The sequence below is a fragment of the Franzmannia qiaohouensis genome (assembly GCF_031451695.1).
In the GTDB taxonomy this organism is placed as follows: domain Bacteria; phylum Pseudomonadota; class Gammaproteobacteria; order Pseudomonadales; family Halomonadaceae; genus Franzmannia; species Franzmannia qiaohouensis.
The window spans coordinates 108,033-133,622 of the sequence record NZ_JARWAM010000001.1 but is presented as its reverse complement, the minus strand read 5'-3'; the positions used below and the strand labels follow the sequence as shown (position 1 = coordinate 133,622).

Here is a 25,590-nt window from a genome sequence, read left to right as displayed (position 1 = left end):
GTTGTTGTGTTCTGCGGTGCGTTGTTGTCTTGCAAGGTGCTGGTGGAGCTTGAAGTAAACGGCGGAGGGGCTAGCCACCACCGGGTGTGCCGCGTCGCCTCTCGATGAGAGCCGGCGAGGGTTTCAGGGACTCGGCGTCGTAGACCTTCCAGTTCCCCAGCACCACCTGGGCGGGGGGATAATCCTCACTGGGCACCGGCGTGCCGATGGCCTGGGCCTGGATGATCTGGTGGGTCTCGGCGTCGATGTAGGAGACGTAGCCTTCCGGGTCCTTGGGCAAGTGGATCTCGAGGCCTTTCAGCGCCTCGACCATCGCCTCGGTGTCTGTCACGTCACCGGCCAGGGTGATGGCCTTGGCGACGGTGAGGATGCCGGCCCAGGCACCCTGGGCCGAATAGTTGGGGTAGCGGCCGGAGCGCTCGTGGAACCTCTCCACGAATTGGCGGTTCAGCGCCGTCGGTGGCCAATTGACGTGGTGGCGTGCGGAGAGAATCAGGCCTTCCGGCGGCGTGTCGCCGAGGGCCACCAGGGTCTCGTAGTCGCCGCCGGTATCGAAGTTGGCCACCCGCATCAGGCTGAACAGGCGGGTCGTGCGGGCCTGGTCGATGAAGGCGGTGAAATCCCCGCCCCACAGCGCGACCACCAGCACGTCCGGCGGTGACTCGAGCAGCGACTGGATATAGAGGGAGTAATCCGGCTCGTAGAGTTTCGGCCAATAGCTGCCGGTGACCTGGTAGTCGACGTCATAGAGCTCAAAGGCTTCCTGCAGATCGCGCCAGGCGACGCGGCCGTACTCGTAGTCGGGGCCGAGGAAGGCAATCTTGCTCCAGCCTTCCTGCTGCTGGAGCTCCTGCAGGTACTTCGCACCGGCCGCCTGGGAGTGCCAGGTATCGCTGGAGACCCTGAAGTAGTAGCGATGCCCCTCCTCAAGCGCTGCGCGGGAGGAGGCGTGGTCGGTGCCGATGAGGATGGTCTTGCGCTGCCGCGCCAGGCGGCTGACGGCCATGCCGACGCCGGAGCTGACCATGCCGCAGAGAATGTTGGCGCTATCCTGCTCGATGAAGTCCTCGGCCATGCGTACCGCGAAGGAGGCCTTGGAGCGGGAGTCATCGACGATGACCCGCAGGCGCGGCGCCGCCGGGTCGGTGGCCAGCTCGTCGAGGGCCATGCGGATCGCGACGATACTGTCCCGCCCGTAGCTGGCGGAGCGCCCGGTCATCGGATACAGGCAGGCGATGGTGGCGTCGGCGTCTGCGGCGTCCGCCCCCAGTTCCACCCGTCCCACCGAGGTCGTCTCGTTCATGGCCTCTGTGCCATGGGCGGCAGGCAGGCCATACAGGGCCAGCATCAGGGTGGTGGCGAAAACGCGAGCGCCCTGTGCGGAGCGCAGGCGATTTATCAGTCCCGGCAAGGTTGCCTCCTGGACCGGTTGAGTCCGGCGTGTGGTCGTAGATTGTTGTTATAAACCTGCTGGTCTATAGCATGAGCAATAAGCGTGCCATGCCGAGAGAGCCCCATCTCCGGGGCGCTCTCGGCCACAGCGGTACGAGAAGTGAGCGGATAGCGCTCGTCAGCGCGAGAGGGTGAGCGGTTACCGCTCGGCCAGGATCTTCGGCCAGGCGAGAGCCTTCGGCTAGCCCAGGCCCAGGCGTTGCAGGCGGCGCTTGAAGGCGTGGCGCGACAGCCCCAGCTGCTGGGCGGCCTGGCCCTTGTGGCCACCGGTCTTGTCGAGCGCATCGAGTACCAGCTGCCGCTCGGTACTCTGCAGGCGCTCGCCGAGAGAGGGGTCGTGAGCCTGATCGCTCGCTGCCGGGCCTTGATGGAACTCGGTGGGTAGCTGGCCGGGGCGAATCCGCTGGCCGGGATACAGGATGGTCAGGCGCTCGACCAGGTTGCGCAGCTCCCGCACATTGCCCGGCCAGCTATAGGCGGTCAGCAGGTCGAGCGTCTCCCTGGGCACGGTGATGGGGCGGCAACCTTCCTCCCGGGCCTGGGCGTCGATAAAGACATGCAGCAGCTCTTCGATGTCCGCGCCCCGTTCGCGTAGCGGGGGGATGGAGAGTTCAATGACATTGAGGCGGAAGAACAGGTCCTCCCGGAAGTGCCCGTTGCGGACTTCGGCTTCCAGTGAGCGGTTGGTGGCGGCGATGACTCGGGCATCGGCGGTATGGCTGGCAGACCCACCCACCGGTCGGTAATCGCCATTCTCGAGGAAATGCAGGAACTTGGCCTGGAGGGGCAGGGGCAACTCGCCGATCTCGTCCAGGAACAGCGTGCCACCATGGGCAAGGGCCACCAGGCCGGATCGCTTCTGATGCGCGCCTGTGTAAGCCCCCTTCTCTGCACCGAACAGCTCCGCCTCGATCAACTGCTCCGGCAGGGCGGCGCAGTTGATCTCCACAAAGGCGTTGTCGCTGCGCGGGCTCTGGTCGTGGATGGCCCTGGCTACCACGGCCTTGCCGGTGCCGGACTCGCCCAGCAGCAGGATGCGGCCGGCACTGCTGCCGGCGATGCGCTGGATGGTCTGCCAGAGCTGCTGCATGGCATCGCTGCTCCCCACCAGCCCCGAGGAGGAGGCGCCACGGCTACGGTGGTAGGCCAGCTCATCGCGTAGCTGAGTGCGCTCGGTAATGGCGCCGACGAGATGCAGCAGCTCGTCCAGGGCAAAGGGCTTGGTCAGGTAGTCGGTGGCGCCGGCCTTGACGGCCTGCACGGCGGCTCGCGTATCGCCATGGGCCGACACCATCACCACCGGCAGCGCCGGGTAAAGGCGGGCGGCGGTATCGAGCACCTCCATGCCGCTCATCTTCGGCAGCCGCAGATCCAGCAGCATCAGCCCTGGCTGGGCGTCCGCCAGTGCGGTGAGGGCCGCTTCGCCGGAATGGGCGCTGCGGGTGGTGAAGCCGGCTTCTTCCAGGGCGAATGTCAGCGAACGGACGAAGCTCTTTTCGTCATCGACGATCAGGATATCTGTGTGCATGGCGTTTTCTGATTGTTGCTCTTTTTATGGTAGTGGCACTACGAATTCTGCGGTGCTGACTCCTGCTGTGCGATGGCGTCGACCGGCCCCAGGGGAAGTCTCATGGATACGGTCGTGCCCTTTCCCGGTGTGCTATGGATCTCCAGCCTGCCACCGTTCAGTTCTATCAGTTGACGGGTAATGCTCAAGCCGAGCCCCGTGCCTTCCTGGCGAGTGGTGAAGAACGGCTCCATCACCTGGGCCAGGATCGTCTCATCCATGCCGCAGCCGTCGTCGATGATCGCTATCGTCACGCTGTCACCGCTGGGAAACGCCTTCAGCTGCACCTGGCAGCCCGGCTCGCACGCCTGGATGGCATTGGCGACCAGGTTGACCAGGCACTGGATCACCTGGTCCGGGCTGGCATAGACGGCGAGGCACGGATTGCCACTGACGGTGACGGCAACGCCCCGCCTGTCGGCAAGGCCGGAGGTCAAGATGGAAGCGTGCCTGAATACCTGGCCGATCGCCACGGCTTGCGGCTCACCGGCGACCGGCCGGCCGTAATCCAGCAGGTCGCCGACGACCCGGTTGAGCCGGTCGATCTCTTCTTCCACGGATATCAGCAGGTCCCGGCGCCGGCTGTCCGGCTCGCCCTTCTCCAGGGCCTGCACCGTCAGCTTGATCGTTGCCAGCGGGTTGCGCACCTCATGGGCCACGCCAGTGGCGAATTCGCCCAGCACCGCCATCTTCTCCGCCTGTACGGTTCGCTCGATCATCTCCTGCAATCGGTCGGCCATGGCGTTGAAGGCATGGGCGACCACATCGATCTCATCCTTGTCGTTGCGTGGGGTCACCAGCCGGAAGTGCAGGTTGCCGGAGGCGAAGGCTTCGGCCCCTGCGACCAGTCGGCTCACCCGCCGGCGCAGGCTTCTGGCCAACGCCCAGAACAGGGCGACGATGCCGAGCGCCATCACGCCGGCAAGCGCATACAGGCCGAACTGTGCGTTACGTAGCGGGCTGAGAATGTCTCCGGCGGACACCAGATAGTCAATGCGCCAGCCGGGCAGCACTTCCGGGCCGGTCCGCAGCCCTTCCGGTTCGCTGATCTTGAGGTTCCCCGTCGGGTCCAGCAGGTCGCCGGCAGGGGTTCTCAGGAACGGCCGTAGCACGCCGGCCAGGCTTTCGGTGCGCATCAGTTCGGTCAGGGAAGCCAGGCGCACATGAAGCGCTATCGCACCGTCGCTGCTCTGGCCGGCGATATCCCGCAGCGGCTGGCGGATGAGCAGCCAGCCGGGGCCGGCGCCCGAGGTCAGGCTCGGGCCGATGATCTCGCTGGTGCCCAGATAGACGGAAGGCAGCTCGCGGATTGACCAGTTGTCGCGGCCCCAGTAGGGCTGCCCGGATGCCGCCTGCCCGGGGATCACCTCGGACAGTCTGTCGTTGGCGTCGAAGAACAGAATGCCATAGAGGTCGGGCGCGTCGGCTTCTACCCGTACGAGCTCCTGCAGGCCTTCCGGCACCGCATCGCTGTAGAGCAGGTACAGGGGCATGGAGGGGTGGGTCGAAAGGGTTTCGAGCTGGTAGATGCGGTTCTCGATGAAGTTGGTCAGCCGGTTGGCCGTGCCTGCCACCTGGGCTTCCAGCCGTTCACCGGCCAGGCGCTCCGTGACCGAATCCGCGACCGTGGCATAGAGCGCGCTCAGCACCGCCACCGAACCGATCATCAGTGTCAGCGACAGGAAGGAGTAGCGACCAACCAGACTGAGCCGAGGCTTCATGCGAATCCTTTGTTGTTGTTGTGAGCTGTGCTTTCCCCATGTTTTACACGAAAGAAGCCATCTTCATGAAGCGCAAGATTTTCCCCTGCGTTTCCTGCCTTGCGGACCATGGTCGCCTACCCGGCAAGAGAGGGCGCTCAGCAAGCGCAGGCACTTTTCGGACAAAGCCTAGGCCCCAAACGGCAGCACCGCGGCGTACACTGCGAAGTAGTGGCAGGTGCTGCCGCCCAGCACGAACAGATGCCAGATGGCGTGGTTGAAGGGGATCGCGCTGATGGCGAAGAAGATCACGCCGAGGGTGTAGGTGATACCGCCTGCTGCGAGCAGGGCGATGCCGGCGGTGGGCAGGCTGGCGCTCATCTCGCCGCTGGCAAAGACGATCAGCCAGCCCATGACCAGGTAGATCGTCACCCGCAGGACGGTGAAGCGGTGGGGCCAGGCGAGCTTGCAGGCAATACCGGCCAGCGCCAGGCCCCAGACGATGGCGAACAGCGTCCAGCCGGTGGGGCCGCGCATGTTGACCAGCAGGAAGGGGGTGTAGGTGCCGGCGATCAGCAGATAGATGGCGCAGTGGTCGAGGTGCTGGAAGATGCGCTTGAGGCGCGGTTTACGAACGCCGTGGTAGAGCGTCGAGATGGCGTAGAGCAGTATCAGGGTAACGCCGTAGAAGCTGATGCCGACGACCTTCCACGGGTCGACGTGGGCAGCCAGGCTGGCCATCACGATCAATACCACGACCCCGACCAAGCTCAGCACTGCGCCGATGCCGTGACTGACGCTGTTGAGCAGCTCCTCGACGTTGCTGTGGTGCTGCGGGGTGACGTGTGGCGTGGCTCGAGACATTGGCTGCACTCTGTCGGGTGGATACCCGATACCGGTACGCGGCTCAGCGCTTGCGGTCGATATCCACGTCGCTGGCCTGGGTGAAATCACCCAGTGCCATCATATGCCCCAGTTTGCCAGCTTTGGTGGCCAGGTACTGTTCGTTGTGCGGATTTAGGCCAGTGGTCAGCGGCTGGCGTTCGCTGATGGTCACGCCGTCGCGGGTCAGCGCCTCGACCTTGCGCGGGTTGTTGGTCATCAGCTTGAGCGAGGCCACGCCCAGGTGCTCGAGCATCGGCACGCAGAGGTCGTAGCGGCGCATGTCGGCGCCGAAGCCGAGTCGCTCGTTGGCTTCGACGGTGTCGGCGCCCTGGTCCTGCAGGTGGTAGGCGCGGATCTTGTTGAGCAGGCCGATGCCGCGGCCCTCCTGGCGCAGGTAGAGCAGTACGCCGCGGCCTTCGGCGGCGATGCGCTTGAGCGCCTCCTGGAGCTGGTAGCCGCAGTCGCAGCGCATCGAGAACAGGGCATCGCCGGTCAGGCACTCCGAGTGCACCCGGCCCAGCACCGGGGCACCGTCGTCGATCTCACCAAGCGTCAGGGCGATATGATCCTTGCCGGTGGCGTCGTCTTCGAAGCCATGCATGGTGAAGGTGGCCCAGGGGGTGGGCAGCTGGGAGGCGGCGATGAAGCGAATCGACACGGAGAACCTCGATGCAATGACGGCGGCCTGGCCGGCGAGTGATCAACTATTCTAACAGCTTCGGCCAGGGGGCTCACGACGCGATGAATAATGCCTATAGGTGGGGGGTGAGCGGTCCGTAATCAAGCCGCGAGCGGCGGCTTTGGGTACAATGCGGGCAAATTCGTCATGATAGAGCCCCCCCATGGAACTGCAAAACGATCGCTTCCTGCGCGCCCTGGCCCGTCAGCCGGTGGATCGCACCCCGGTATGGATGATGCGCCAGGCCGGCCGCTACCTCCCCGAGTACCGCGCTTCGCGCGCTGATGCCGGCAGCTTCATGGATCTTTGCCGTAACCAGGATCTGGCCTGCGAGGTGACCCTGCAGCCGCTGGAGCGCTACCCGCTGGATGCCGCCATCCTGTTCTCGGACATCCTCACCATCCCTGACGCCATGGGCCTGGGGCTCTACTTCGAGACCGGCGAAGGGCCGAAATTCCGTAACCCGGTGCGCACTGCCGAGGCGGTGGCCGCGCTCAAGGCGCCGGATGCCGAGCGCGACCTCGACTATGTAATGAATGCGGTGCGCACCATTCGCCGCGAGCTCAACGGGCGGATGCCGCTGATCGGCTTTTCCGGCAGCCCCTGGACGCTGGCCACCTATATGGTCGAGGGCGCCTCGAGCAAGGATTTTCGCCATGTGAAGTCGATGCTCTACGGCAACCCTGACACCATGCATCAGCTGCTCGATACCCTGGCCACGGCAGTCACCGACTACCTGAACGCCCAGATTCGCGCCGGTGCCCAGGCGGTGCAGATCTTCGATACCTGGGGCGGTGTGCTGTCGACGCCGGCCTATCTGGAGTTCTCGCTGCGCTACATGGAGCAGATCGTCGCCGGGCTGATTCGCGAGCACGACGGCCGCCGGGTGCCGGTGATCCTGTTCACCAAGAATGGCGGCCAGTGGCTGGAGCAGATCGCCAGCGCCGGCAGCGATGCGGTAGGCCTGGACTGGACCACCGAGCTCTCCGATGCGCGGGCCCGGGTCGGCCACCGCGTCGCCCTGCAGGGCAACCTCGACCCCAACGTGCTGTTTGCCAAGCCGCCGGCGATTCGCGCCGAGGTGGCGCGAGTGCTGGATAGCTTCGGACCGGGCGAGGGCCATATCTTCAACCTCGGCCACGGTATCAGCCAGTTTACCGACCCGGACCACGTCACCGCTTTCATGGAAGCGCTGCACGAGTTGAGCCCGGCGTACCATCAGGGCAGCTGAGATGTACGTTGGCGAGCTGCTGCGTCGCTGGCATGAGCGTCGCCGGCTGTGGCTGGTATTGGCGCTGCTGGCGGCGCTGGTAATTGCCGTGGGGAGCCTGACGCCGGGCAGCGAGATGCCCCAGCGGCTGCCGTGGGACAAGTTCAACCACTTCGTCGGCTACGGTGGGCTGGCTGCACTGGTGTCGCTGGCCGGCGTTCGCCCGCTGCGCGCCTTTGCCATGGCGGTGGCCTATGGCATCGCGATCGAGTATGCCCAGATTCCGGTGCCCGGGCGCAGCGGCGGCGATGGCTGGGACATCCTGGCCAATACCCTGGGCGCCGGCTGCGCCTTACTGCTGCTGGTTTGGCTGCGACGGCGCCTGCTGGGGACGGATTGAGGCCAGACAGCCCCGCTGCCGGGACGAGTCCTTGATGGTGCACACGACACCTGTGGTGTTGAGTAATGCACTACGCAGGTGCATGAAAAGAGAGGCGATTTTCGGCGATACCCGGCGCTTGAGCGTAAGATCCGGCGTTTTGCCTGCTTTTTCTGCGTTGAATAAATGTTATTTCCGGTTACTGCGCGTGTTGGAACACTCTTTGCTATGGTCTTGGCACATGCTTTTAAAACGCATGTCCCAATATATTGACCACTACGCGAGGGGATCCTCCATGTCGTACAAGAACAACAAGCTGGTACTGCTGACGTCGGCCACGGTACTGGCAGTGGGTGCAAGCGCGATGGCCTCGGCCTCGACGCTGGAAGATACGGTCGAGCGTGGCGCCGTGCAGTGTGGTGTGAGTGACGGCCTGCCGGGCTTCTCGTCGCCGGATGACGACGGCGAGTGGCAGGGCCTGGACGTCGACGTGTGCCGCGCAGTGGCCGCCGCCGTGTTTGGCGATGCCGAGGCCGTGCGCTATGTACCGCTGAACGCCGTCGAGCGCTTCACCGCGCTGCAGTCTGGGGAAGTGGACGTGCTGTCGCGTAACACCACCTGGACCACTACCCGCGATACCACGCTGGGCATCAACTTCACCGGCGTTACCTTCTACGACGGCCAGGGCTTCCTGGTGTCGTCCGACCTGGGTATTTCCAGCGCCACGGAGCTCGACGGCGCCGCGGTCTGCGTGCAGTCCGGTACTACCACCGAACTCAACCTGGCCGACTACTTCCGTGCCAACGGCATGGAGTTCGACCCCATCGTCTTCGATACCTCCGAGCAGACCGTGGGCGGCTTCGAAGCCGGTCGCTGTGACGTGCTGACCTCGGATACCTCGCAGCTGGCCGCGCTGCGCATCCAACTCGATAACCCGGACGGTGCCATGGTGCTGCCGGAGATCATCTCCAAGGAGCCGCTCGGTCCGGCCGTGCGCCAGGGCGATGACCAGTGGTTCAACGTCGTCAAGTGGTCGCTGTTCGCCATGCTCAACGCCGAAGAGCTGGGCGTGAGCAGCGACAACGTCGACGAGATGCTGGGTTCCGACGATCCGGACATCGCTCGCCTGCTGGGTGAAGATGGCAACTACGGCGAGGGTATGGGTCTCGAGGCCGACTGGGCCTACCACATCATCAGCCAGGTCGGTAACTACGCCGAGAGCTTCGATCGTAACGTGGGGATGGACTCTCCGCTGCAGATCGAACGCGGCATCAACGCTCTGTGGACCGATGGCGGCATTCAGTACGCGCCGCCGGTTCGCTAAGCGATCCGCCTGATGCGCCGACGCTGTCGGCGCGTTGACGCCAGCGTCTGGCTGGCCGCCATGCGGCCCGCCAGGCGATGGCATGTATCATCCAGCCCCTCCAGGCGGAGAAGATCCTCATGTCTGCTCGACCCAAGGCCTCACAGATAGGCCCCAAGCCCCCGTTCTGGCGTGATCCCGCCAAGCGGGCGCTGATCTTTCAGGCGTTGCTGGTGGCGGCAGTGGTTGCCGCGCTGCTCTACATCATCGGCAACACCCAGGACAACCTGTCCGCACGTGGTATCACCACCGGCTTCGGTTTCCTCAACAACACCGCCGGTTTCGGCATCGTCCAGAGTCTGGTCGACTACTCCTCCCAGAGCACCTACGGCCGCACCTTCCTGGTGGGCTTGCTCAATACCCTGCTGGTGGGCGGCCTCGGTGTGTTGGCGGCGACCATCATCGGCTTCATCGTGGGTATTGCGCGGCTCTCGCCCAACTGGCTGATCGCCAGGCTCGCCAACGCCTATATCGAGATCTTCCGCAATATCCCGCTGCTGCTGCAGATCTTCTTCTGGTACTTCGCGGTGCTGCGTGCCATGCCCAGCGCCCGGGACAGCCTGGCGTTCGGCGAGGTGATCTTCCTCAACGTGCGCGGGCTCTATCTGCCCGAGCCGCTGTTCGAGTCGGGCTTCGGGCTGATTCCGCTGGCCTTCATCGTGGCCATCACCGCCAGTATCGCGCTGGTGGTCTGGAACAAGCGTCGCCACGAAGCCACCGGCAAGCGGATTCCGGCCGGCTGGATCTCGCTGGCACTGATCCTGGGTCTGCCGCTGCTGGTGCTGGTGGCGACCGGGGTGCCGGTCACCTGGGATGTGCCCGAGCTGCGCGGCTTCAACTTCCGCGGTGGCATCACGGTGATCCCCGAGTTCCTGGCGCTGTGGCTGGCGCTGTCGATCTATACCGCCTCGTATATCGCCGAGATCGTGCGCTCGGGCATCCAGGCGATCTCCCACGGCCAGACCGAGGCAGCCCAGGCGCTGAGCCTGCCCCAGGGGCTGGTGCTGCGCCTGGTGATCATCCCCCAGGCAATGCGCGTCATCATCCCGCCGCTGACCAGCCAGTACCTCAACCTGATCAAGAACTCCTCGCTGGCCACCGCCATCGGCTACCCGGACCTGGTCTCGGTGTTTGCCGGTACCACGCTGAACCAGACCGGCCAGGCCATCGAGGTCATCGCCATGACCATGGCGGTCTACCTGAGCATCAGCCTGTCGGTATCGCTGTTCATGAACTGGTACAACGCCCGCATGGCGTTGGTCGAACGATAGGGGCGGGCCATGATTCACCATCACAAGATGATCGAGGCGCGACCGGCGCCCTCCAATACCATCGGCCCCCTGGCCTGGCTGCGTGCCAATCTGTTCAGCGGGCCGATCAACAGCTTCTTCTCGCTGCTCGGGCTGTATCTGCTGTACCTGATGCTGGTACCGACCATCCAGTGGGGGCTGATCAATGCCGACTGGGTGGGGACCAGCCGCGACGACTGCTCCCGCGAAGGCGCCTGCTGGGTGTTCATCAATGCCCGTTTCACCCAGTTCATCTACGGCCTCTACCCGCGTAGCGAGCTGTGGCGGGTCGACCTGACCTTTGCCACCTTCGCCGGGCTGATCGGCTGGCTGATGATCCCGCGGCTGCCGTTCAAGCGCTGGGTGGCGCTGGTCACCCTGATCGGCTTCCCGGTGTTTGCCTACTTCCTGCTCTACGGCGGCCACTTCGGCCTGCCAGTGGTGCAGACCCATCGCTGGGGCGGCCTTATGCTGACCCTGGTGCTGGCCGTGGTCGGCATGGTCGGCGCCCTGCCGATCGGCATCCTGCTGGCGCTGGGGCGGCGTTCGCAGATGCCCATCGTCAAGAGCTTCTGCGTGGTATTCATCGAGTTCTGGCGCGGCGTGCCGCTGATCACGGTGCTGTTCATGGCCTCGGTGATGCTACCGCTGTTCATGCCCACCGGCGTTAGCGTCGACCGCCTGATCCGCGCCTTCATCGGCATCACCCTGTTCCAGAGTGCCTACATGGCCGAGGTGGTGCGCGGTGGTCTGCAGGCCATTCCGCGCGGGCAGGAGGAGGCCGCGGCGGCCCTCGGCATGGGCTACTGGAAGCGCATGGGCCTGATCGTGCTGCCCCAGGCCTTGAAGATGATGATTCCCGGCATCGTCAACACCTTCATCTCGCTGTTCAAGGACACCACCCTGGTGATGATCATCGGCCTGTTCGACCTGCTGGGCATCGTCCAGGCGGCACTGTCGGACTCGCGCTGGCTGGGCTTCGCGCTGGAGGGGTATATCTTCGCGGCGTTCATGTTCTGGATCTTCTGCTTCAGCATGTCGCGCTACAGCCAGTATCTCGAGAGAAAATTACACACCGGCCATAAGCGGTGAGGACGAATAATATGAATGAACAGGCAACCCAGGCCGGCGCCGGCGATCTGATGGTCGAGATGCGCGGCGTCAACAAGTGGTACGGCGACTTCCACGTGCTGCGCGATATCAGCCTCGAGGTGCGGCGCGGTGAGCGGATCGTCATCTGTGGTCCATCGGGGTCGGGCAAGTCGACCCTGATTCGCTGTATCAACCATCTGGAAGAGCATCAGCAGGGCGAGATCGTGGTCGGCGGCATGCCGTTGACCCAGGACATCAAGCGCATCGAGCAGATTCGCCGCAGCGTCGGCATGGTGTTCCAGCACTTCAACCTCTTTCCCCACCTCACGGTGCTGGAAAACTGCTGCCTGGCGCCGATGTGGGTGCAGAAAAAACCGCGCAGGGAGGCCGAGGCGCGGGCCATGCAGTACCTCGAGCGGGTGCAGATCGCCGAGCAGGCGTTGAAGTACCCGGGACAGCTCTCCGGCGGCCAGCAGCAGCGCGTGGCGATTGCCCGTTCGCTGTGCATGCACCCCGAGGTGATGCTGTTCGACGAGCCGACCTCGGCGCTCGACCCGGAGATGATCAAGGAGGTGCTCGATGTCATGGTCGAGCTGGCCAAAGAGGGCATGACCATGCTCTGCGTGACCCATGAAATGGGCTTCGCCAAGACCGTGGCCGACCGGGTGATCTTCATGGATCAGGGCCAGATCATCGAGGAGAACGCCCCGGAGCCGTTCTTCAACGACCCGCAGTCCGAGCGTACCCAGCTGTTCCTCAGCCAGATCCTCGGCCACTGAGCGAAGGCGCTATTGGCCCCAGCGGGCCCGCTTAGCGTCCCACCTGCGTGACGCTGGCCGGCATCAGCGGCGTTTGCTGCCGATGCTGGCTTAGTGCACGCCCCCCAAGCGCCGTCAGCAGGATCTGCAGCGGATCGCCATGGCTGACCAGCAGGATGGTCGCGTCGCGGTGAGCCTCCTCTAGCTCGTCGATGACCGCCTGCAGCCTGGCGGCGACGCTGGCCACGCTCTCCACCCCGTACTCACCATGCTGCGGATCCTCGGCATCCAGCGCCCAGACCCGGGGGTAGTGGCTGTCGGCCTGGCGTTCCAGGCTGCCGAAGCCCCGCTCACGGAGTCGCGGCTCTGGCGTCATGGCGAGGTCGAAGTGGCGGGCGACCCGTTCGGCGGTCTCGCGGGTGCGCCGGAAATCGGAGTGCAGGATATGCGTGGGTGCCGGCCAGGACCACCCGGCAACGACCTCGTCGAGCTGGGCTTGGCCGAGTGCTGAAAGGCCGAAAGCGTGCAGGCCGTTGTCAGGATAGCTGATGATCAGCCCCTGCTGGTTGGCCTGGCTATGGCCGTGGCGCATCAGTAAATAGCGGTTTCGCCAGGTCGTCGGAGGGCGCGGTAAAGTGTTTGACATGCGTTTGTCATAAACCCTAGATTGGAAGTTGTGTTTTCGAAATCAATCATCTTATGCGGCTAATGTCTAATAACGAAAAGACGCATCCGAATTTCGATAAATTTTCTTATAAAAAAACAACACCATGAGGCACGCCATGAAAACCAAGATCGATATATCCGCCGTCCAGGCGGCGCCGTTCAAGAAACGCCCGCTCGCTTCGCTGGCGCTGATCTCGCTGCTGCCGCTGGCCATGCTGGCCTCGGCCAGTGCCCAGGCCGACTGCCCGCGCGGTGATCTGGACAGCATCTACTGCGACGAAGATGGCGACATGGTCGCCGACCGCCCCGCCGACGAATCCGAGTGGGCCAACCCCGATACGCTGATCTTCGCCTATACCCCGGTGGAAGATCCAGCCATCTACTCCGACATCTGGCAGCCGTTCATCGACCACCTCGAAGAGGTGACCGAGCGCGACGTGCGCTTCTTTGCCGTGCAGTCCAACTCGGCCCAGGTCGAGGCAATGCGCAGCGGCCGGCTGCACATTGCCGGCTTCTCCACCGGGCCGACGCCCTTCGCGGTCAACCTCGCCGGTGCCGTGCCCTTCGCCCTGATGGGCTCCGACGACGGTCAGTTCGGCTACACCCTGCAGGTCTACACCCACGTCGATTCCGGCATCGACGAGATGGCGGATCTCGCGGGCAAGCGCGTCGCGCACACCTCGCCGACCTCCAATTCCGGCAACCAGGCGCCGCGGGCGCTGTTCCCCGAGCTCGGCGTGGTGCCCGACGAGGACTACGAGGTGGTCTATTCCGGTAGCCACGACCAGTCGATGCTTGGCGTGGTGGCCCGTGACTATGACGCTGCCCCGGTGGCTTCAGAGGTGGTCGAGCGCATGGCCGCCCGCGGCCTGTACGACGAGGAAGACGTCAAGATCATCTATGAGTCCGATCGTTTCCCGACCACCTCCTACAACTACGCACACAACCTGCATCCCGACCTGGTCGAGAAGATCGAAGAGGCGTTCTTCAGCTTCGATTTCGCCGGCACTGCGCTGGGTGAGGAGTTCGAAGGCGTCGAGAAATTCGTTCCGATCAACTACCAGGAGCACTGGCAGGTCATCCGCACCATCCAGGCCGCCAACGATGTGAGCTATACCCGCGAAGACCTGGATCAGGAGTAGAGGCGCGTGCCCGGCCGCCAGGCGGCCGGGACACGGCGATCATCTAGACGAGGTGACGGATGCTGGAAATCTCCAATCTGGTCAAGCGTTATGGCCACGATGAAGCAGTCTTGAAAGGCCTCGACCTGACGGTCGACGGCAACAGCGTGGTGGCCATTGTCGGCGCTTCGGGGGCCGGCAAGAGCACCATGCTGCGCTGTATCAATCGCCTGGTCGAACCCACATCGGGGTCGATCAAGCTCAATGGCAACGAGCTGGTCAAGCTGCGCGGGGCTGCCCTGCGCCGCGCGCGGCGCAAGATCGGCATGGTCTTTCAGGGCTTCAACCTGATCGACCGGCTGACGGTGATGGAGAACGTGCTGGCCGGCCGACTGGGCTATGTCAGCCTCTACCAGGCCATCTCGCGGCGTTACCCGCCGGCCGATATCGAGCGCGCCTTCAGCCTGATGGAGCGCGTGGGCATCGCCCACTATGCCAACAAGCGTGCCGACGAGCTCTCCGGCGGCGAGCGTCAGCGGGTCGGGGTCGTTCGAGCGCTGATGCAGGAGCCGGAAGTGCTGCTGGCCGATGAGCCCACTGCCTCGCTGGACCCGCGTACCTCCGAGCAGATCATGATCCTGCTGCAGAGCCTGGCCAGCGAGTTGTCGCTGCCGGTGCTGATCAACATTCACAACGTGGCCCAGGCCAAGACCTATACCGAACGCATCGTCGGGCTGCGCCATGGCAAGATGATCTTCGACGGCGCCCCCAGCGACTTCAACCAGGACGCATTGGATGCCATCTACGGCGGCATCGAAGCGCCCGATGAGGACATCGCCGAAGCGACGCCCACTGCGGCTGGGGTGAGCCATGACCAGGCCTGACGCCAGTGCGCCAGCCAGGACCTGGCGCAAGCCGCCGTTCATTGCCAACCCCTGGTTGCGCTACGGGCTGTGGCTGGCGGTGGTGGTCTACCTGGTGTGGGCCTTCGGCAGCCTGCCGTTCAACTGGGAGCGCATCAGTGAGGGCCTGCCGCGAGCCGCGCGTATCTTCGGCGGTGGCTTTCCACCCAGCTTCGAGCGCGGCGGCCTGCTGCTCACCGGCTTCAAGGAGAGTTTCCAGATCGCCATTCTGGCCACCCTGCTGGGGGTGGCGCTGTCGATTCCCTTCGCGGTGATGGCGGCACGCAACGTCGCGCCGCTGCCGGTCTACCTGTTCGGCCGTGCGGTGATCATCGTGTCGCGCAGCTTTCATCCGGTGATCGTGGCCATTCTGTTCGTCGCCGCGGTGGGCTTCGGCCCGCTGGCCGGCATCCTGACCCTGACACTCTACTCGATCGGCTTCGTCGGCAAGCTGCTCGCCGAAGAGATCGAGGAGATCGACTGGGGGCAGGTCGAAGCGATGAAGGCGACCGGCGCGGGCTATTTCGCGATTCTGATCTACGCCGTGTTTCCTCAAATCCTGCCGCGCCAGGTGGGGCTGTCCATGTATCAGCTCGACAGCAACCTGCGCGCCTCGGCGGTGGTTGGCATCGTCGGTGCCGGGGGCATCGGCGGCACCCTGATGAACGCCTTCGGGCGCTACGACTATGACTTCGCGTTCGCCATCCTGCTGATCATCATTGCGGTGATCCTGATCAGCGAGGGCATCAGCGGCTGGGTAAGGAAGAAGATATGGTAGATCACGCCACTGCGCTGGCCGACCGCGTCTGGCAACGCTATGACCGCCGCGAGCGCCTGATCCGCTATGCCGTGCTGCTGGTGACGATGATGGTGGTCTACTGGGCGGTGCGCGACATCGATATCTTCTGGCCCTGGGTATGGGATGCGCCCAACCAGATATCGAGCCTTGGTGCGCGCATGTGGCCGCCGGACCCGAGTCGCCTGGCGGCGATCCTCAACGCCATGATCGAGACGGTGCATATCGCCACCCTGGCGACCCTGCTGACCATCTTCGTGGCCCTGCCGGTTTCCTATATCGCCGCGCAGAACACCACGCCGAACCGCTTCTGCCTATGGCTGGGGCGTTTCATCCTGGTCTCCAGCCGCTCGGTCAACACCATCATCTGGGCGCTGCTGTTCGTGGCCATCTTCGGCCCCGGGGTGCTGGCTGGCATCCTGGCGATCATGTTTCGCTCGATCGGCTTCATCGGCAAGCTGATGGGCGAGGCGATCGAGGAGATCGACCGTCGCCCGGTGGAGGCGATGGAGGCCACCGGCGCTTCCAAGGCCAAGGTGATCGCCTACGCCATCGTGCCCCAGGTGATGCCGGCGTTCTTCGCCATCGTGATCCTGCGCTGGGACATCAACATCCGCGAGTCGACGGTGCTCGGGCTGGTCGGCGCCGGCGGTATCGGCGTGATTCTGCAGGGGTCCATCGATACCTTCGCCTGGCCCACGGTGGCGACCATCCTGATCGCCATCGTGGTGCTGGTGCTGATCGGCGAGGCGATCACCAGCCTGCTGCGTCGCAAGGTGCTGTAGCGCCGCGGCCTAGAGATGCGGCTCCTGGCGCGATGCCGCTTCCGGCGCGGCGCCGGCGGCCAGGTCGAGGGTTGGCTCGTCGACGCCGCGCCGCCGTGGCCTGGCCACCCTCGCCGTGCCCACGGCACCCTCCTCGAGATGCATCTCGCGCGCCTGGCTGGTCCAGGCCTCCTGGCTGTCGTGGACGGCCGGGCGACGCTCGAAGGAGCGGGTTACCACGGCGCTGGGGGCGAAACCGCCGCGCATCTGGCCGAGGTGGTAGGGCAGCAGCCACAGCTCGGCCAGCAGGCGCAGCGCCACCATTGCCAGCAGCAGCGCGCCGCTGCCCAGGGCCAGGGTTGGCCAGGCTTCGGCCCAGCCGGCGCCGCTCAGCCACGGTGTGCGTGGGGCCAGCCACAGCATCGCGCTGGCCACCAGGCCGATTTGCAGCAGCAGATGACAGGAAAGCAGAGTCGCGCGCGCCAGCGGCGCACGGGGGAACAGGAACTGACGCATAGGGGAAAAACCTCCTGGTAAGCGGTCGCACAGATGCGCGCGGGTTGCGCCGACTTCCGTGACGGCGTCCAGATGCTACCCCAGTTCTCGCCCGGCGTCAGTTGATTGGTTGACCCGCTGCTGCGGGCTTGCCACGCTCAAAGATGAGGTCGGCGGATGGCCGCCGGCCGGCATACCCCAGGGCAACCGCCAAGGAGACACGATGACGACCTATATCGTAGTGGCAGATGCAGCCAGGGCTCGCCTGTTTACACGCGATGCGCTGACGCTGCAGGAGCAGGAAAGTCTGGTACACGCCGAAGGCCGCCTCCACGAAGGCGACCTCGTCACCGATAACGGTGCCAATGTGCACGAATCCATGTCGACCACGTCGCGCTCCTCCGGGGGCGAGAACACCGCGTCCCAGCACCAGGCGGAACTGTTTGCCAAGCAGGTGGCCGAGCGGCTCTACCAGGCGCGGGTCGACAATACCCTGGAGAAGCTGATTCTGGTGGCACCACCCAAGTTTCTTGGTCTGCTGCGCGACAAACTCGATGGGCCTACCGCCAAGCGGGTGATTCACTCGCTGTCCAAGGACCTCTCCAAGTCATCGCTGGGCGCTATCCAGGAGGCCGTCAGCGACATGCGCTGATAACGATGCGACTTTCGTATCAAGTTTGGGGTGCGCTTGCCGATAACCCGAGCTCTACGTCGGCGCATGGCTGCCATGCGTCGGTGAGTCTTGACTCACTATCAGCGAGAGCGCCCCATGCTATCCACCCTGCGAGCCCGCATTCTGGCCACCACCCTGGTGGTGATCGTCCTGGCACTGATCATCAACGGAGCTGCCAGCTACCTTACCCTCAAGACGCATAACGACACCCAGATCGCCGGCAACCTGAATGCCGTTGCCAGCGGTAATGCCCGCGCCATCGACGAGTGGCTTGCGGCGCGTATTGCCATGCTCCAGGCCGTCGAGTCCGGGGCCCAGAGCGACGCGCCGATGGATGCCCTGTTGCAGCTGGAGGCGTCGGGAGGTTTCCTGGCGACCTACGTCGCTGATGAGCGGAGTGGGCAGATGGTGTCGTCAGACGGCTGGGAACCGCCCGCCGACTACGATCCACGCGAACGTCCCTGGTACCAACAGGCCAAGTCATCCGGCGAGACGGTTGTCACCGAGCCCTATATCGATGCTGGCACTGGCCAACTGGTGGTGACGATCGCCCAACCCTTCTATCGCGGTGGCTCACTGGCTTCCGTCGTGGGCGGCAACATCGCGATTGATGACGTGGTCGAGAGCGTCGCCGCCATTGCCCCTACCCCCTCCAGCTTCGCGTTTCTGGCCGCGGCGGATGGCACCCTGGTTGCGCACTCCGATGCAGACAAGATTCTCGCGCCTAGCACCGACTTGGCCGCGGAGCTCGATGCCGGTTACCTGCAGGCGCTGCTTGCGCGGGATGCGCCGCGCCGCTTGATGATCAACGAGCGTCCGCGTCTGCTGCAGGCGCAGCCCATCTCGTCTGGCAGTGACTGGCAACTGGTCATTGCCCTCGACGAGCGCGAGGCCACCGCCGGGCTGCGCGGCGTACTCACCAGCTCGCTGACCACGCTGGTTGTGGTCGCACTGGTCGCCAGCCTGGTGCTGGGCATACTGCTCAAGGTGATCTTCCGACGGCTGCAGACGGCCCGCGATGCAATGGACAACATCGCCTCGGGTGACGGCGACCTGACCCAGCGGCTACCCGAGCAGGGGCGTGACGAAGTGGCGCAGATCGCCGCCTCCTTCAATCGTTTCGTGGCCAAGATGGAGGCGGTGTTGCTCGACGTGCGCGGCAGCAGCGAAGCGGTCAACACTGCGGCCAGCGAGATCGCCCACGGTGGCCAGGATCTGTCGCGGCGCACCGAGAATGCCGCCTCGAGCCTGCAGCAGACCTCGGCCTCGATGGAGGAGATCACCAGCACCGTGGAGCACACCGCGGCCTCGGCCCGCGAGGCCAACCAGCTGTCGCAGTCGGCCTCGGCGGTTGCCGGTCGCGGCGGCGAGGTGGTCTCCCAGGTGGTGTCGACCATGGACGAGATCACCGCGTCGTCGCGCAAGATCGGCGAGATCGTCAGCGTCATGGACGGCATCGCCTTCCAGACCAACCTGCTGGCGCTCAACGCCTCGGTGGAGGCGGCCCGGGCCGGCGAGCAGGGCCGCGGCTTTGCCGTGGTGGCCGGTGAGGTGCGCCAGCTGGCCAGCCGCAGCGCCGATGCCGCGCGCGAGATCAAGGGGCTGATCGAGAGCTCAAGCGACAAGGTCGACAGCGGCACCCAGCTGGTGCGTACCGCCGGCGAGACCATGGACGAGATCGTCGCCAGCATCGCCCGGGTCACCGATGTGCTGGGAGAGATCACCTCGGCGGCGGGGGAGCAGAGCGACGGCATCGGCCAGGTCAATGTGGCGGTGGCCGAGCTCGACCGCATGACCCAGGAGAACGCCGCGATGGTCGAGGAGTCGACGGTGGCCGCCGAACAGCTCAAGGAGCAGGCCGAGCACCTCAGCCGGGCGATCGGGGCCTTTACGCTGTCGTCGTCATCGCCCGTGGCGACGCAGCTCACTCGAGACCCGCAGGCCGATAGCGTGGCACGGAGGCTAGCACATGCAGGCTAGATCGATTCGCCAGTTCGTGGTCATGCTGGCTGGCACCTGCCTCTTGATGGTCGTGGTGGCGCTGGTGAGCTATGCGCTGTATGCCTCGTCGCGAACACAGGACACCGTCGAGCAGCATACCCGTGAGCTGCTGGAAGGGGCTGCCGAGCAGCGCTTGTCAGCGCTGGCCGAAGCCGAGGCCGGCCGCATTCAGGGTCAGCTGGCCCATGCGCTGACCTTGGCGACTCAGCTGGCCAATGCCAATGCCCTGATGGGGCAGCGCGATGCGGACGGGCGTCGCGCCTTTTCGATCAGTCGTCGCGAGCTGTCCCAGCTGGTGCGCCAGACGGTGGCTGAAAATCCCTCGCTGCTCGATGCCTTTATCGGCTGGGAGCCCGATGCCTTTGGCCGCGATGCCCGCTATGCCGGGCTCGAGCGTGATGGTTACGACGGCAGCGGGCGGTTCATGCCGTGGTGGTATCGCACCGAAACGGGGGGCATCGAGGTACTGCCGCTGGGTGACACCATGGAGAGTGACACGCGTATGGCAAGCGGCATTCGCGAAGGAGAGTACTATCTCTGCCCGCGTGAGACGCTGGCCCCCTGCATCATCGATCCGGCGCCCTATGATTATGACGGCGAGACGCTGCTGGTCACCTCGTTCAATGTACCGGTGGTGGTCGACGGCGAGTTTCGCGGTGTCGCAGGGGTCGACCTGGCCCTGGACTTCATTCAGGAGCTACTTGTCGCGGCCAATGCCGAACTCTACGACGGTGCCGGTGAAATGGCCCTGGTGGCCGGTGGCGGTGGCCTGGCAGGGCACACGGCTGAGCGTGACGGGCTCGGCGGGCTTGCCGAGCAGGCGCTGGGAACCGCCCAGCTGGCACGCACCGAGCAGGCGCGTGACCAGCGCGAGGCGGTCAGCGTGGTCGAGGATGGTATGTTCGAGCGCTACCAGCCGTTCGCCATCGGCGATGTCGATACGCCCTGGGTGCTGATGATCCGTCTCCCGGAACAGGCCGTGCTGGCCGAGCTCGGCGCACTACAGACGACCCTCGCAGAGCAGCGGCGTGCCGATACCCTGGGCATGAGCCTGGTGGGTGTGGTGCTGGCTGCCCTGGGACTGCTGGCCCTGTGGCTGGTGGGGACCAGTATCTCGCGCCCGCTCAAGCGTCTGGCGGAGCGGATGCGCGAGATCGCCTCGGGTGACGGCGACCTCACCCAGCGCTTGCCGGTGCGTGGCCGCGACGAGGGCGCGGCGCTGGCCACCCAGTTCAACGCCTTTGCCGATAAGATCCATGACGTGCTGCTCGACGTGCGTGCCAGCAGCGAAGCGGTCAATAGCGCGGCCAGCGAGATCGCCCTGGGCGGCCAGGACCTGTCGCGGCGCACCGAGAATGCCGCCTCAAGCCTGCAGCAGACCTCGGCCTCGATGGAGGAGATCACCAGCACCGTGGAGCACACCGCGGCCTCGGCCCGCGAGGCCAACCAGCTGTCGCAGTCGGCCTCGGCGGTTGCCGGTCGCGGCGGCGAGGTGGTCTCCCAGGTGGTGTCGACCATGGACGAGATCACCGCGTCGTCGCGCAAGATCGGCGAGATCGTCAGCGTCATGGACGGCATCGCCTTCCAGACCAACCTGCTGGCGCTCAACGCTTCGGTGGAGGCGGCCCGGGCCGGCGAGCAGGGCCGCGGCTTTGCCGTGGTGGCCGGTGAGGTGCGCCAGCTGGCCAGCCGCAGCGCCGATGCCGCGCGCGAGATCAAGGGGCTGATCGAGAGCTCAAGCGACAAGGTCGACAGCGGCACCCAGCTGGTGCGTACCGCCGGCGAGACCATGGACGAGATCGTCGCCAGCATCGCCCGGGTCACCGATGTGCTGGGAGAGATCACCTCGGCGGCGGGGGAGCAGAGCGACGGCATCGGCCAGGTCAATGTGGCGGTGGCCGAGCTCGACCGCATGACCCAGGAGAACGCCGCCATGGTCGAGGAGTCGACGGTGGCTGCCGAGCAGCTCAAGGAGCAGTCGCTGCGGCTGGCTACGGTGATAGGCGGCTTCACCCTGGCCGAGCATGGCGACCGGGCCGCGCTGCTGGAGCGCCCGGTGCCGCCTCAGGGGATGTAGGGCAGGTCGATTTCGTCGCTGCGTGAAATGCCGGCAGTCATCTGCCGGCACAGCTTGAGGAACTCGCGCATGCCGGTGGTCAGGTACTTGTGGCGGTGCCAGATGAAGGTGAACTGACGCTTCAGGTCCAGCTCCGGCGTGGCGAGCGGCACCAGGCTGCCGCGGCGAAAGGCGTCGCGCAGTGCCAGGCGCGACACGCAGCCGATCCCCAGGCCCGACTCCACGGCGCGCTTGATGCCCTCGGTGTGCTCGAGCTCGAGCAGCGTATTGAAGCGCCCGCGACGGTGCCGCGCGGCGTGCTCCAGGGTCAGCCGGGTGCCCGAGCCCGGCTCGCGCATGATCCAGTCCTCGCGCAGCAGCCGATCCATCTCCAGGGTGCCGGCGCCGGCCAGGGGGTGGCGCGGCGAACAGAAGACCACCAGCTCATCCTCCACCCATGGCTGCATCACCACGTCTTCGTGCTGGCAGTCCCCCTCGATGAGGCCCAGGTCCAGCTCGTGCTGGACGATGCGCTCGATGATCGCACTGGTGTTGCGCACCTGCAGGCGTACGCGGCTGTCCGGATGCCGCTGCATGAAGTCGCTGATCAGCAGCGTGGCGAGGTAGTTGCCGATGGTCAGGGTGGCGCCAACGTCCAGCGAGCCGATGCCGCGCTGGCCGCGCAGCAGCTCCTCGATCTCCTCGGCGCGGTCGAGCAGCGCCACCGCCTTGGGCAGGATCTGAAAGCCCAGCGCGTTGAGCTTGAGGCGCTTGCCGATGCGGTCGAGCAGCTGGCAGTCGAACTGCCGCTCGAGCTCGGCCAGGGCGGTGCTGGCCGCCGACTGCGACAGCGCCAGGGCATTGGCCGCCCGTGAAACGCTCTCGTGCTGGGCAACGGCCACGAAGACTTCCAGTTGGCGCAGGGTATAGCGCATCTCGGTACTCCCGTGCGGGACGATGCTGTATATCTATATTATAGATATGCTTTATTCATACAACCCATTTAACAGATATGAGCGCGGCGCTTAAACTACATGGCATAAACACGGCGGCGCCTTATGCGCCAATGGAATACTTGTCTTATCCTCACCTGGGAGCCGGTCATGAGCAAGTTCGCACTGGAAGAAGTGCTTAGCGTTCACCACTGGAACGATACCCTGTTCAGTTTTCGCACCACCCGTGAGCGCAGCCTGCGCTTCAAGAACGGCCAGTTCGTGATGATCGGCCTCGAGGTGGGCGGCAAGCCGCTGATGCGTGCCTACTCCATCGCCAGTCCCAACTACGAGGATCACCTCGAGTTCTTCAGTATCAAGGTGCCGGATGGCCCGCTCACCTCGCGCCTGCAGCACCTCAAGGTCGGCGACCAGATCATGGTCAGCCGCAAGCCCACCGGCACCCTGGTGACCGACGACCTGCTGCCGGGCCGCAACCTCTACCTGCTCTCTACCGGCACTGGGCTGGCGCCGTTCATGAGCCTGATCCAGGATCCCGAGGCCTACGAGCGCTTCGAGAAGATCGTGCTGATCCACGGTGTGCGTACGGTCAGCGAGCTGGCCTATGCGGACTTCATCTCCAAGGAGCTGCCGGCTCATGAATACCTCGGCGACGAGATCGCCGAAAAGCTGGTCTACTACCCGACCGTGACCCGCGAGGAGTTCCACACCACCGGGCGCCTCACCGATCATATCCGCACCGGCAAGCTGTTCGAGGATACCGGCCTGGCGCCGCTCGATCCCAAGCAGGACCGCGCCATGATCTGCGGCAGCCCGGCGATGCTCGATGAAACCAGCGCGCTGCTCGACGACCTGGGCTTCAATATCTCGCCGCGCATGGGCGAGCCGGGCGACTATGTGATCGAGCGGGCGTTCGTCGAGAAGTAAGCAGGCCCTGCGGGCAGCGCCCGGCAGCAGGCACTGAAAACAAAAATCCCACCGGACACGATATCCGGTGGGATTTTTGTTTGGCGCTCGATGGGCCACAGGCCCGATCCTGAGGCTCGGCGCTTACACGGCGTCCTTGCCGGTTTCGCCGGTGCGAATCCGAATGACCTGCTCCAGCGGCGAGACGAAGATCTTGCCGTCACCGATCTTGCCGGTGTTGGCCACGTTGGTGATGGCATCGATGACCTTGTCGGCCATGGCATCGTCCACTGCGACCTCGAGCTTCACCTTGGGCAGGAAGTCGACCACGTACTCGGCGCCGCGATACAGCTCGGTATGGCCCTTCTGGCGGCCGAAGCCCTTGACCTCGGTCACGGTGATGCCCTGAACGCCGATCTCGGAGAGCGATTCACGAACGTCGTCGAGCTTGAACGGCTTGATGATGGCAGTCACCAGTTTCATGGTCTTTCTCCTCGCATCCTATGGGTGGGGCTGGCCCCAGGTTCAAGCGTTATCTTCTACCAGCATACACCGCCCGGCCAGATATGAAAAAAGGCCCCCCGAAGGGGGCCAGGGGAGCACGCCAGCTCACTCGGTATAGCGCCGTTACTTCTTGGAGGCGCTGAATTCGGGATAGGCTTCGAGGCCGCACTCGGCGATATCGACGCCTTCATACTCTTCTTCTTCGCTGACCCGGATGCCCATGATCGCCTTGAGCACCAGCCACACGGCCAGGCTTGCCGCGAAGACCCAGGCAAAGATGCCGATGATACCGATGATCTGGGCGCCGAAGGAGGCGTCGGCATTCGACAGCGGCACCACCAGTACACCCCAGATACCGACCACGCCGTGCACCGAGATGGCACCGACCGGATCATCGAGCTTGAGCTTGTCGAGGCTGACGATGGCAGCCACCACGATGGCACCGCCCACGGCACCGATCAGCGTGGCACCCAGCGCGGAGGGCGCGAGGGGCTCGGCGGTGATCGCCACCAGGCCGGCCAGGGCGCCGTTCAGGGCCATGGTCAGGTCGGCCTTGCGGAACCACAGCTTGGCCAGGATCAGCGCGGTGATCACGCCACCGGCGGCCGCAGCGTTGGTGTTGACGAACACCTGGGCGACGTTGTTGGCCGAGATGCCGTCGGACATCTTCAGCTCGGAGCCACCGTTGAAGCCGAACCAACCCATCCACAGGATGAAGGTACCCAGGGTCGCCAGCGGCATGTTGGCACCCGGGATGGCGTAGATGGCGCCGTCCTTGCCGTACTTGCCCTTACGCGGGCCGAGGACCAGCACACCGGCCAGGGCGGCAGCTGCGCCGGCCATGTGCACGATGCCGGAACCGGCGTAGTCGGAATAGCCCGCTGCGTCGAGCCAGCCACCGCCCCAGGTCCAGTAGCCGGAGATCGGGTAGATGACGCCGGTCATGACCACCGCGAAGGCCAGGAAGGCCCACAGCTTCATGCGTTCGGCCACGGCACCCGAGACGATCGACATCGCAGTGGCAACGAACACCACCTGGAAGAAGAAGTCGGAGCGCATCGAGTAGTAGGGCGCATCCTCGTCGCCGGAGGTGATGGCGTCGAGGGTGTTCTCGCTGCCGATCAGGAAGCCCAGGTTAGGCAGGAAACCGCCGCCGGCGCTGGAATACATGATGTAGTAGCCGACCAGCAGGTACATGGTGCAGGCAATGGCGAACAGCGCGATGTTCTTGGTCAGAATCTCGGCGGTGTTCTTGGAGCGCACCATGCCGGCCTCGAGCATCGAGAAGCCGGCGGCCATCCACATGACCAGTACGCCACAGATGAGAAAGTAGAAGGTGTCGAGCGCGTATGTCAGCTCTGATAATTCTGTCATTGGGT

Annotated in this window: 24 protein-coding genes; 14 read left to right on the top strand and 10 right to left on the bottom strand. The window is 64.9% G+C overall.

Features of this window, described 5'->3' with window-relative positions; translation table 11 throughout:
- Nucleotides 1–70 precede the first annotated feature (70 nt).
- The 5 genes from QC821_RS00665 to ribA all read right to left on the bottom strand — a co-directional run bounded on the left by QC821_RS00665 (nucleotide 71) and on the right by ribA (nucleotide 6,262).
- Nucleotides 71–1,411 (bottom strand): ABC transporter substrate-binding protein, encoded by a 1,341-nt coding sequence (locus QC821_RS00665; protein WP_309715570.1) that lies wholly within the window; start codon nucleotides 1,409–1,411, stop codon nucleotides 71–73.
- 222 nt (nucleotides 1,412–1,633) lie between these two features.
- A complete protein-coding gene (locus QC821_RS00660; protein WP_309715567.1) occupies nucleotides 1,634–2,980 on the bottom strand; it encodes a sigma-54-dependent transcriptional regulator in 1,347 nt (448 codons plus the stop codon).
- Nucleotides 2,981–3,018: 38 nt separating this feature from the next.
- Entirely contained in the window at nucleotides 3,019–4,740 is a 1,722-nt protein-coding gene (locus QC821_RS00655; protein WP_309715564.1) for a sensor histidine kinase, read from the bottom strand.
- A 168-nt stretch (nucleotides 4,741–4,908) separates the two neighbouring features.
- A complete protein-coding gene (gene trhA, locus QC821_RS00650; protein ID WP_309715561.1) occupies nucleotides 4,909–5,583 on the bottom strand; it encodes a PAQR family membrane homeostasis protein TrhA in 675 nt (224 codons plus the stop codon).
- A gap of 43 nt (nucleotides 5,584–5,626) precedes the next feature.
- A complete protein-coding gene (gene ribA, locus QC821_RS00645) occupies nucleotides 5,627–6,262 on the bottom strand; it encodes a GTP cyclohydrolase II (protein ID WP_309715559.1) in 636 nt (211 codons plus the stop codon).
- Between the two features lie 184 nt (nucleotides 6,263–6,446).
- Here ribA and hemE point away from each other — a divergent pair, with 184 nt between their 5' ends.
- The 6 genes from hemE (at nucleotide 6,447) to QC821_RS00615 (ending at nucleotide 12,395) form a co-directional block, all read left to right on the top strand.
- The gene (gene hemE, locus QC821_RS00640) at nucleotides 6,447–7,514 is read left to right on the top strand and encodes a uroporphyrinogen decarboxylase (RefSeq protein WP_309715557.1); all 1,068 of its coding nucleotides are present in this window, start codon (nucleotides 6,447–6,449) and stop codon (nucleotides 7,512–7,514) included.
- Between the two features lies 1 nt (nucleotide 7,515).
- Complete coding sequence (locus QC821_RS00635) at nucleotides 7,516–7,893, top strand: VanZ family protein (protein WP_309715554.1); 378 nt, start codon at nucleotides 7,516–7,518, stop codon at nucleotides 7,891–7,893.
- 274 nt (nucleotides 7,894–8,167) lie between these two features.
- Nucleotides 8,168–9,196 (top strand): amino acid ABC transporter substrate-binding protein, encoded by a 1,029-nt coding sequence (locus tag QC821_RS00630; RefSeq protein WP_309715551.1) that lies wholly within the window; start codon nucleotides 8,168–8,170, stop codon nucleotides 9,194–9,196.
- 119 nt (nucleotides 9,197–9,315) lie between these two features.
- Nucleotides 9,316–10,506 (top strand): amino acid ABC transporter permease, encoded by a 1,191-nt coding sequence (locus QC821_RS00625; protein WP_309715546.1) that lies wholly within the window; start codon nucleotides 9,316–9,318, stop codon nucleotides 10,504–10,506.
- A gap of 9 nt (nucleotides 10,507–10,515) precedes the next feature.
- Complete coding sequence (locus QC821_RS00620; protein ID WP_309715543.1) at nucleotides 10,516–11,616, top strand: amino acid ABC transporter permease; 1,101 nt, start codon at nucleotides 10,516–10,518, stop codon at nucleotides 11,614–11,616.
- Between the two features lie 50 nt (nucleotides 11,617–11,666).
- Nucleotides 11,667–12,395 (top strand): amino acid ABC transporter ATP-binding protein, encoded by a 729-nt coding sequence (locus QC821_RS00615; protein WP_309716368.1) that lies wholly within the window; start codon nucleotides 11,667–11,669, stop codon nucleotides 12,393–12,395.
- Nucleotides 12,396–12,426: 31 nt separating this feature from the next.
- Here the strand turns inward: QC821_RS00615 and QC821_RS00610 are convergent, their stop codons facing one another.
- Complete coding sequence (locus tag QC821_RS00610) at nucleotides 12,427–13,020, bottom strand: histidine phosphatase family protein (protein ID WP_309715540.1); 594 nt, start codon at nucleotides 13,018–13,020, stop codon at nucleotides 12,427–12,429.
- 136 nt (nucleotides 13,021–13,156) lie between these two features.
- On the opposite strand from QC821_RS00610, the gene phnD reads away from it, so the two are divergent.
- Genes phnD through phnE (QC821_RS00590) form a run of 4 tightly spaced genes read left to right on the top strand, consistent with a single transcriptional unit; the run spans nucleotide 13,157 to nucleotide 16,644 of the window.
- Complete coding sequence (phnD, locus tag QC821_RS00605; protein WP_309715537.1) at nucleotides 13,157–14,182, top strand: phosphate/phosphite/phosphonate ABC transporter substrate-binding protein; 1,026 nt, start codon at nucleotides 13,157–13,159, stop codon at nucleotides 14,180–14,182.
- Nucleotides 14,183–14,241: 59 nt separating this feature from the next.
- Complete coding sequence (gene phnC / locus QC821_RS00600) at nucleotides 14,242–15,045, top strand: phosphonate ABC transporter ATP-binding protein (protein ID WP_309715534.1); 804 nt, start codon at nucleotides 14,242–14,244, stop codon at nucleotides 15,043–15,045.
- Entirely contained in the window at nucleotides 15,032–15,841 is an 810-nt protein-coding gene (gene phnE / locus QC821_RS00595) for a phosphonate ABC transporter, permease protein PhnE (protein ID WP_309715531.1), read from the top strand. The genes phnC and phnE (QC821_RS00595) overlap by 14 nt, the downstream gene beginning before the upstream one ends.
- A complete protein-coding gene (gene phnE / locus QC821_RS00590) occupies nucleotides 15,835–16,644 on the top strand; it encodes a phosphonate ABC transporter, permease protein PhnE (protein WP_309715528.1) in 810 nt (269 codons plus the stop codon). The genes phnE (QC821_RS00595) and phnE (QC821_RS00590) overlap by 7 nt, the downstream gene beginning before the upstream one ends.
- Nucleotides 16,645–16,653: 9 nt before the next feature.
- On the opposite strand, the gene QC821_RS00585 is transcribed toward phnE (QC821_RS00590), so the two are convergent.
- Nucleotides 16,654–17,139 (bottom strand): hypothetical protein, encoded by a 486-nt coding sequence (locus QC821_RS00585; RefSeq protein WP_309715525.1) that lies wholly within the window; start codon nucleotides 17,137–17,139, stop codon nucleotides 16,654–16,656.
- Nucleotides 17,140–17,341: 202 nt separating this feature from the next.
- Here QC821_RS00585 and QC821_RS00580 point away from each other — a divergent pair, with 202 nt between their 5' ends.
- From QC821_RS00580 to QC821_RS00570, 3 genes are all read left to right on the top strand, one after another.
- On the top strand, nucleotides 17,342–17,770 hold the full coding sequence (locus QC821_RS00580) for a host attachment protein (protein WP_309715521.1): 429 nt from the start codon (nucleotides 17,342–17,344) through the stop codon (nucleotides 17,768–17,770).
- 117 nt (nucleotides 17,771–17,887) lie between these two features.
- Nucleotides 17,888–19,771 (top strand): methyl-accepting chemotaxis protein, encoded by a 1,884-nt coding sequence (locus QC821_RS00575; RefSeq protein WP_309715519.1) that lies wholly within the window; start codon nucleotides 17,888–17,890, stop codon nucleotides 19,769–19,771.
- The gene (locus QC821_RS00570; RefSeq protein ID WP_309715516.1) at nucleotides 19,761–21,869 is read left to right on the top strand and encodes a methyl-accepting chemotaxis protein; all 2,109 of its coding nucleotides are present in this window, start codon (nucleotides 19,761–19,763) and stop codon (nucleotides 21,867–21,869) included. The genes QC821_RS00575 and QC821_RS00570 overlap by 11 nt, the downstream gene beginning before the upstream one ends.
- Here QC821_RS00570 and QC821_RS00565 read toward each other — a convergent pair.
- Entirely contained in the window at nucleotides 21,857–22,783 is a 927-nt protein-coding gene (locus QC821_RS00565; protein ID WP_309715513.1) for a LysR family transcriptional regulator, read from the bottom strand. The genes QC821_RS00570 and QC821_RS00565 overlap by 13 nt on opposite strands.
- A gap of 168 nt (nucleotides 22,784–22,951) precedes the next feature.
- Here QC821_RS00565 and QC821_RS00560 point away from each other — a divergent pair, with 168 nt between their 5' ends.
- Nucleotides 22,952–23,728: a ferredoxin--NADP reductase gene (locus QC821_RS00560; RefSeq protein WP_309715511.1), complete on the top strand. Its 777-nt coding sequence runs from the start codon at nucleotides 22,952–22,954 to the stop codon at nucleotides 23,726–23,728.
- A 123-nt stretch (nucleotides 23,729–23,851) separates the two neighbouring features.
- Here QC821_RS00560 and glnK read toward each other — a convergent pair whose 3' ends face one another.
- On the bottom strand, nucleotides 23,852–24,190 hold the full coding sequence (glnK, locus tag QC821_RS00555; RefSeq protein ID WP_095620677.1) for a P-II family nitrogen regulator: 339 nt from the start codon (nucleotides 24,188–24,190) through the stop codon (nucleotides 23,852–23,854).
- Nucleotides 24,191–24,334: 144 nt separating this feature from the next.
- Nucleotides 24,335–25,585: an ammonium transporter gene (locus tag QC821_RS00550; RefSeq protein WP_309715508.1), complete on the bottom strand. Its 1,251-nt coding sequence runs from the start codon at nucleotides 25,583–25,585 to the stop codon at nucleotides 24,335–24,337.
- Between the last annotated feature and the right edge of the window lie 5 nt (nucleotides 25,586–25,590).

What these genes read in the sequence shown, in the direction of transcription:
- QC821_RS00660 (WP_309715567.1), bottom strand. Translation starts at nt 2,980, where the DNA reads ATGCACACAGATATCCTGATCGTCGATGACGAAAAGAGCTTCGTCCGT.
- QC821_RS00655 (WP_309715564.1), bottom strand. Translation starts at nt 4,740, where the DNA reads ATGAAGCCTCGGCTCAGTCTGGTTGGTCGCTACTCCTTCCTGTCGCTG.
- trhA (WP_309715561.1), bottom strand. Translation starts at nt 5,583, where the DNA reads ATGTCTCGAGCCACGCCACACGTCACCCCGCAGCACCACAGCAACGTC.
- hemE (WP_309715557.1), top strand. Translation starts at nt 6,447, where the DNA reads ATGGAACTGCAAAACGATCGCTTCCTGCGCGCCCTGGCCCGTCAGCCG.
- QC821_RS00635 (WP_309715554.1), top strand. Translation starts at nt 7,516, where the DNA reads ATGTACGTTGGCGAGCTGCTGCGTCGCTGGCATGAGCGTCGCCGGCTG.
- QC821_RS00630 (WP_309715551.1), top strand. Translation starts at nt 8,168, where the DNA reads ATGTCGTACAAGAACAACAAGCTGGTACTGCTGACGTCGGCCACGGTA.
- QC821_RS00625 (WP_309715546.1), top strand. Translation starts at nt 9,316, where the DNA reads ATGTCTGCTCGACCCAAGGCCTCACAGATAGGCCCCAAGCCCCCGTTC.
- QC821_RS00620 (WP_309715543.1), top strand. Translation starts at nt 10,516, where the DNA reads ATGATTCACCATCACAAGATGATCGAGGCGCGACCGGCGCCCTCCAAT.
- QC821_RS00615 (WP_309716368.1), top strand. Translation starts at nt 11,667, where the DNA reads ATGGTCGAGATGCGCGGCGTCAACAAGTGGTACGGCGACTTCCACGTG.
- QC821_RS00610 (WP_309715540.1), bottom strand. Translation starts at nt 13,020, where the DNA reads ATGTCAAACACTTTACCGCGCCCTCCGACGACCTGGCGAAACCGCTAT.
- phnD (WP_309715537.1), top strand. Translation starts at nt 13,157, where the DNA reads ATGAAAACCAAGATCGATATATCCGCCGTCCAGGCGGCGCCGTTCAAG.
- phnC (WP_309715534.1), top strand. Translation starts at nt 14,242, where the DNA reads ATGCTGGAAATCTCCAATCTGGTCAAGCGTTATGGCCACGATGAAGCA.
- phnE (WP_309715531.1), top strand. Translation starts at nt 15,032, where the DNA reads ATGACCAGGCCTGACGCCAGTGCGCCAGCCAGGACCTGGCGCAAGCCG.
- phnE (WP_309715528.1), top strand. Translation starts at nt 15,835, where the DNA reads ATGGTAGATCACGCCACTGCGCTGGCCGACCGCGTCTGGCAACGCTAT.
- QC821_RS00585 (WP_309715525.1), bottom strand. Translation starts at nt 17,139, where the DNA reads ATGCGTCAGTTCCTGTTCCCCCGTGCGCCGCTGGCGCGCGCGACTCTG.
- QC821_RS00580 (WP_309715521.1), top strand. Translation starts at nt 17,342, where the DNA reads ATGACGACCTATATCGTAGTGGCAGATGCAGCCAGGGCTCGCCTGTTT.
- QC821_RS00575 (WP_309715519.1), top strand. Translation starts at nt 17,888, where the DNA reads ATGCTATCCACCCTGCGAGCCCGCATTCTGGCCACCACCCTGGTGGTG.
- QC821_RS00570 (WP_309715516.1), top strand. Translation starts at nt 19,761, where the DNA reads ATGCAGGCTAGATCGATTCGCCAGTTCGTGGTCATGCTGGCTGGCACC.
- QC821_RS00565 (WP_309715513.1), bottom strand. Translation starts at nt 22,783, where the DNA reads ATGCGCTATACCCTGCGCCAACTGGAAGTCTTCGTGGCCGTTGCCCAG.
- QC821_RS00560 (WP_309715511.1), top strand. Translation starts at nt 22,952, where the DNA reads ATGAGCAAGTTCGCACTGGAAGAAGTGCTTAGCGTTCACCACTGGAAC.
- glnK (WP_095620677.1), bottom strand. Translation starts at nt 24,190, where the DNA reads ATGAAACTGGTGACTGCCATCATCAAGCCGTTCAAGCTCGACGACGTT.
- QC821_RS00550 (WP_309715508.1), bottom strand. Translation starts at nt 25,585, where the DNA reads ATGACAGAATTATCAGAGCTGACATACGCGCTCGACACCTTCTACTTT.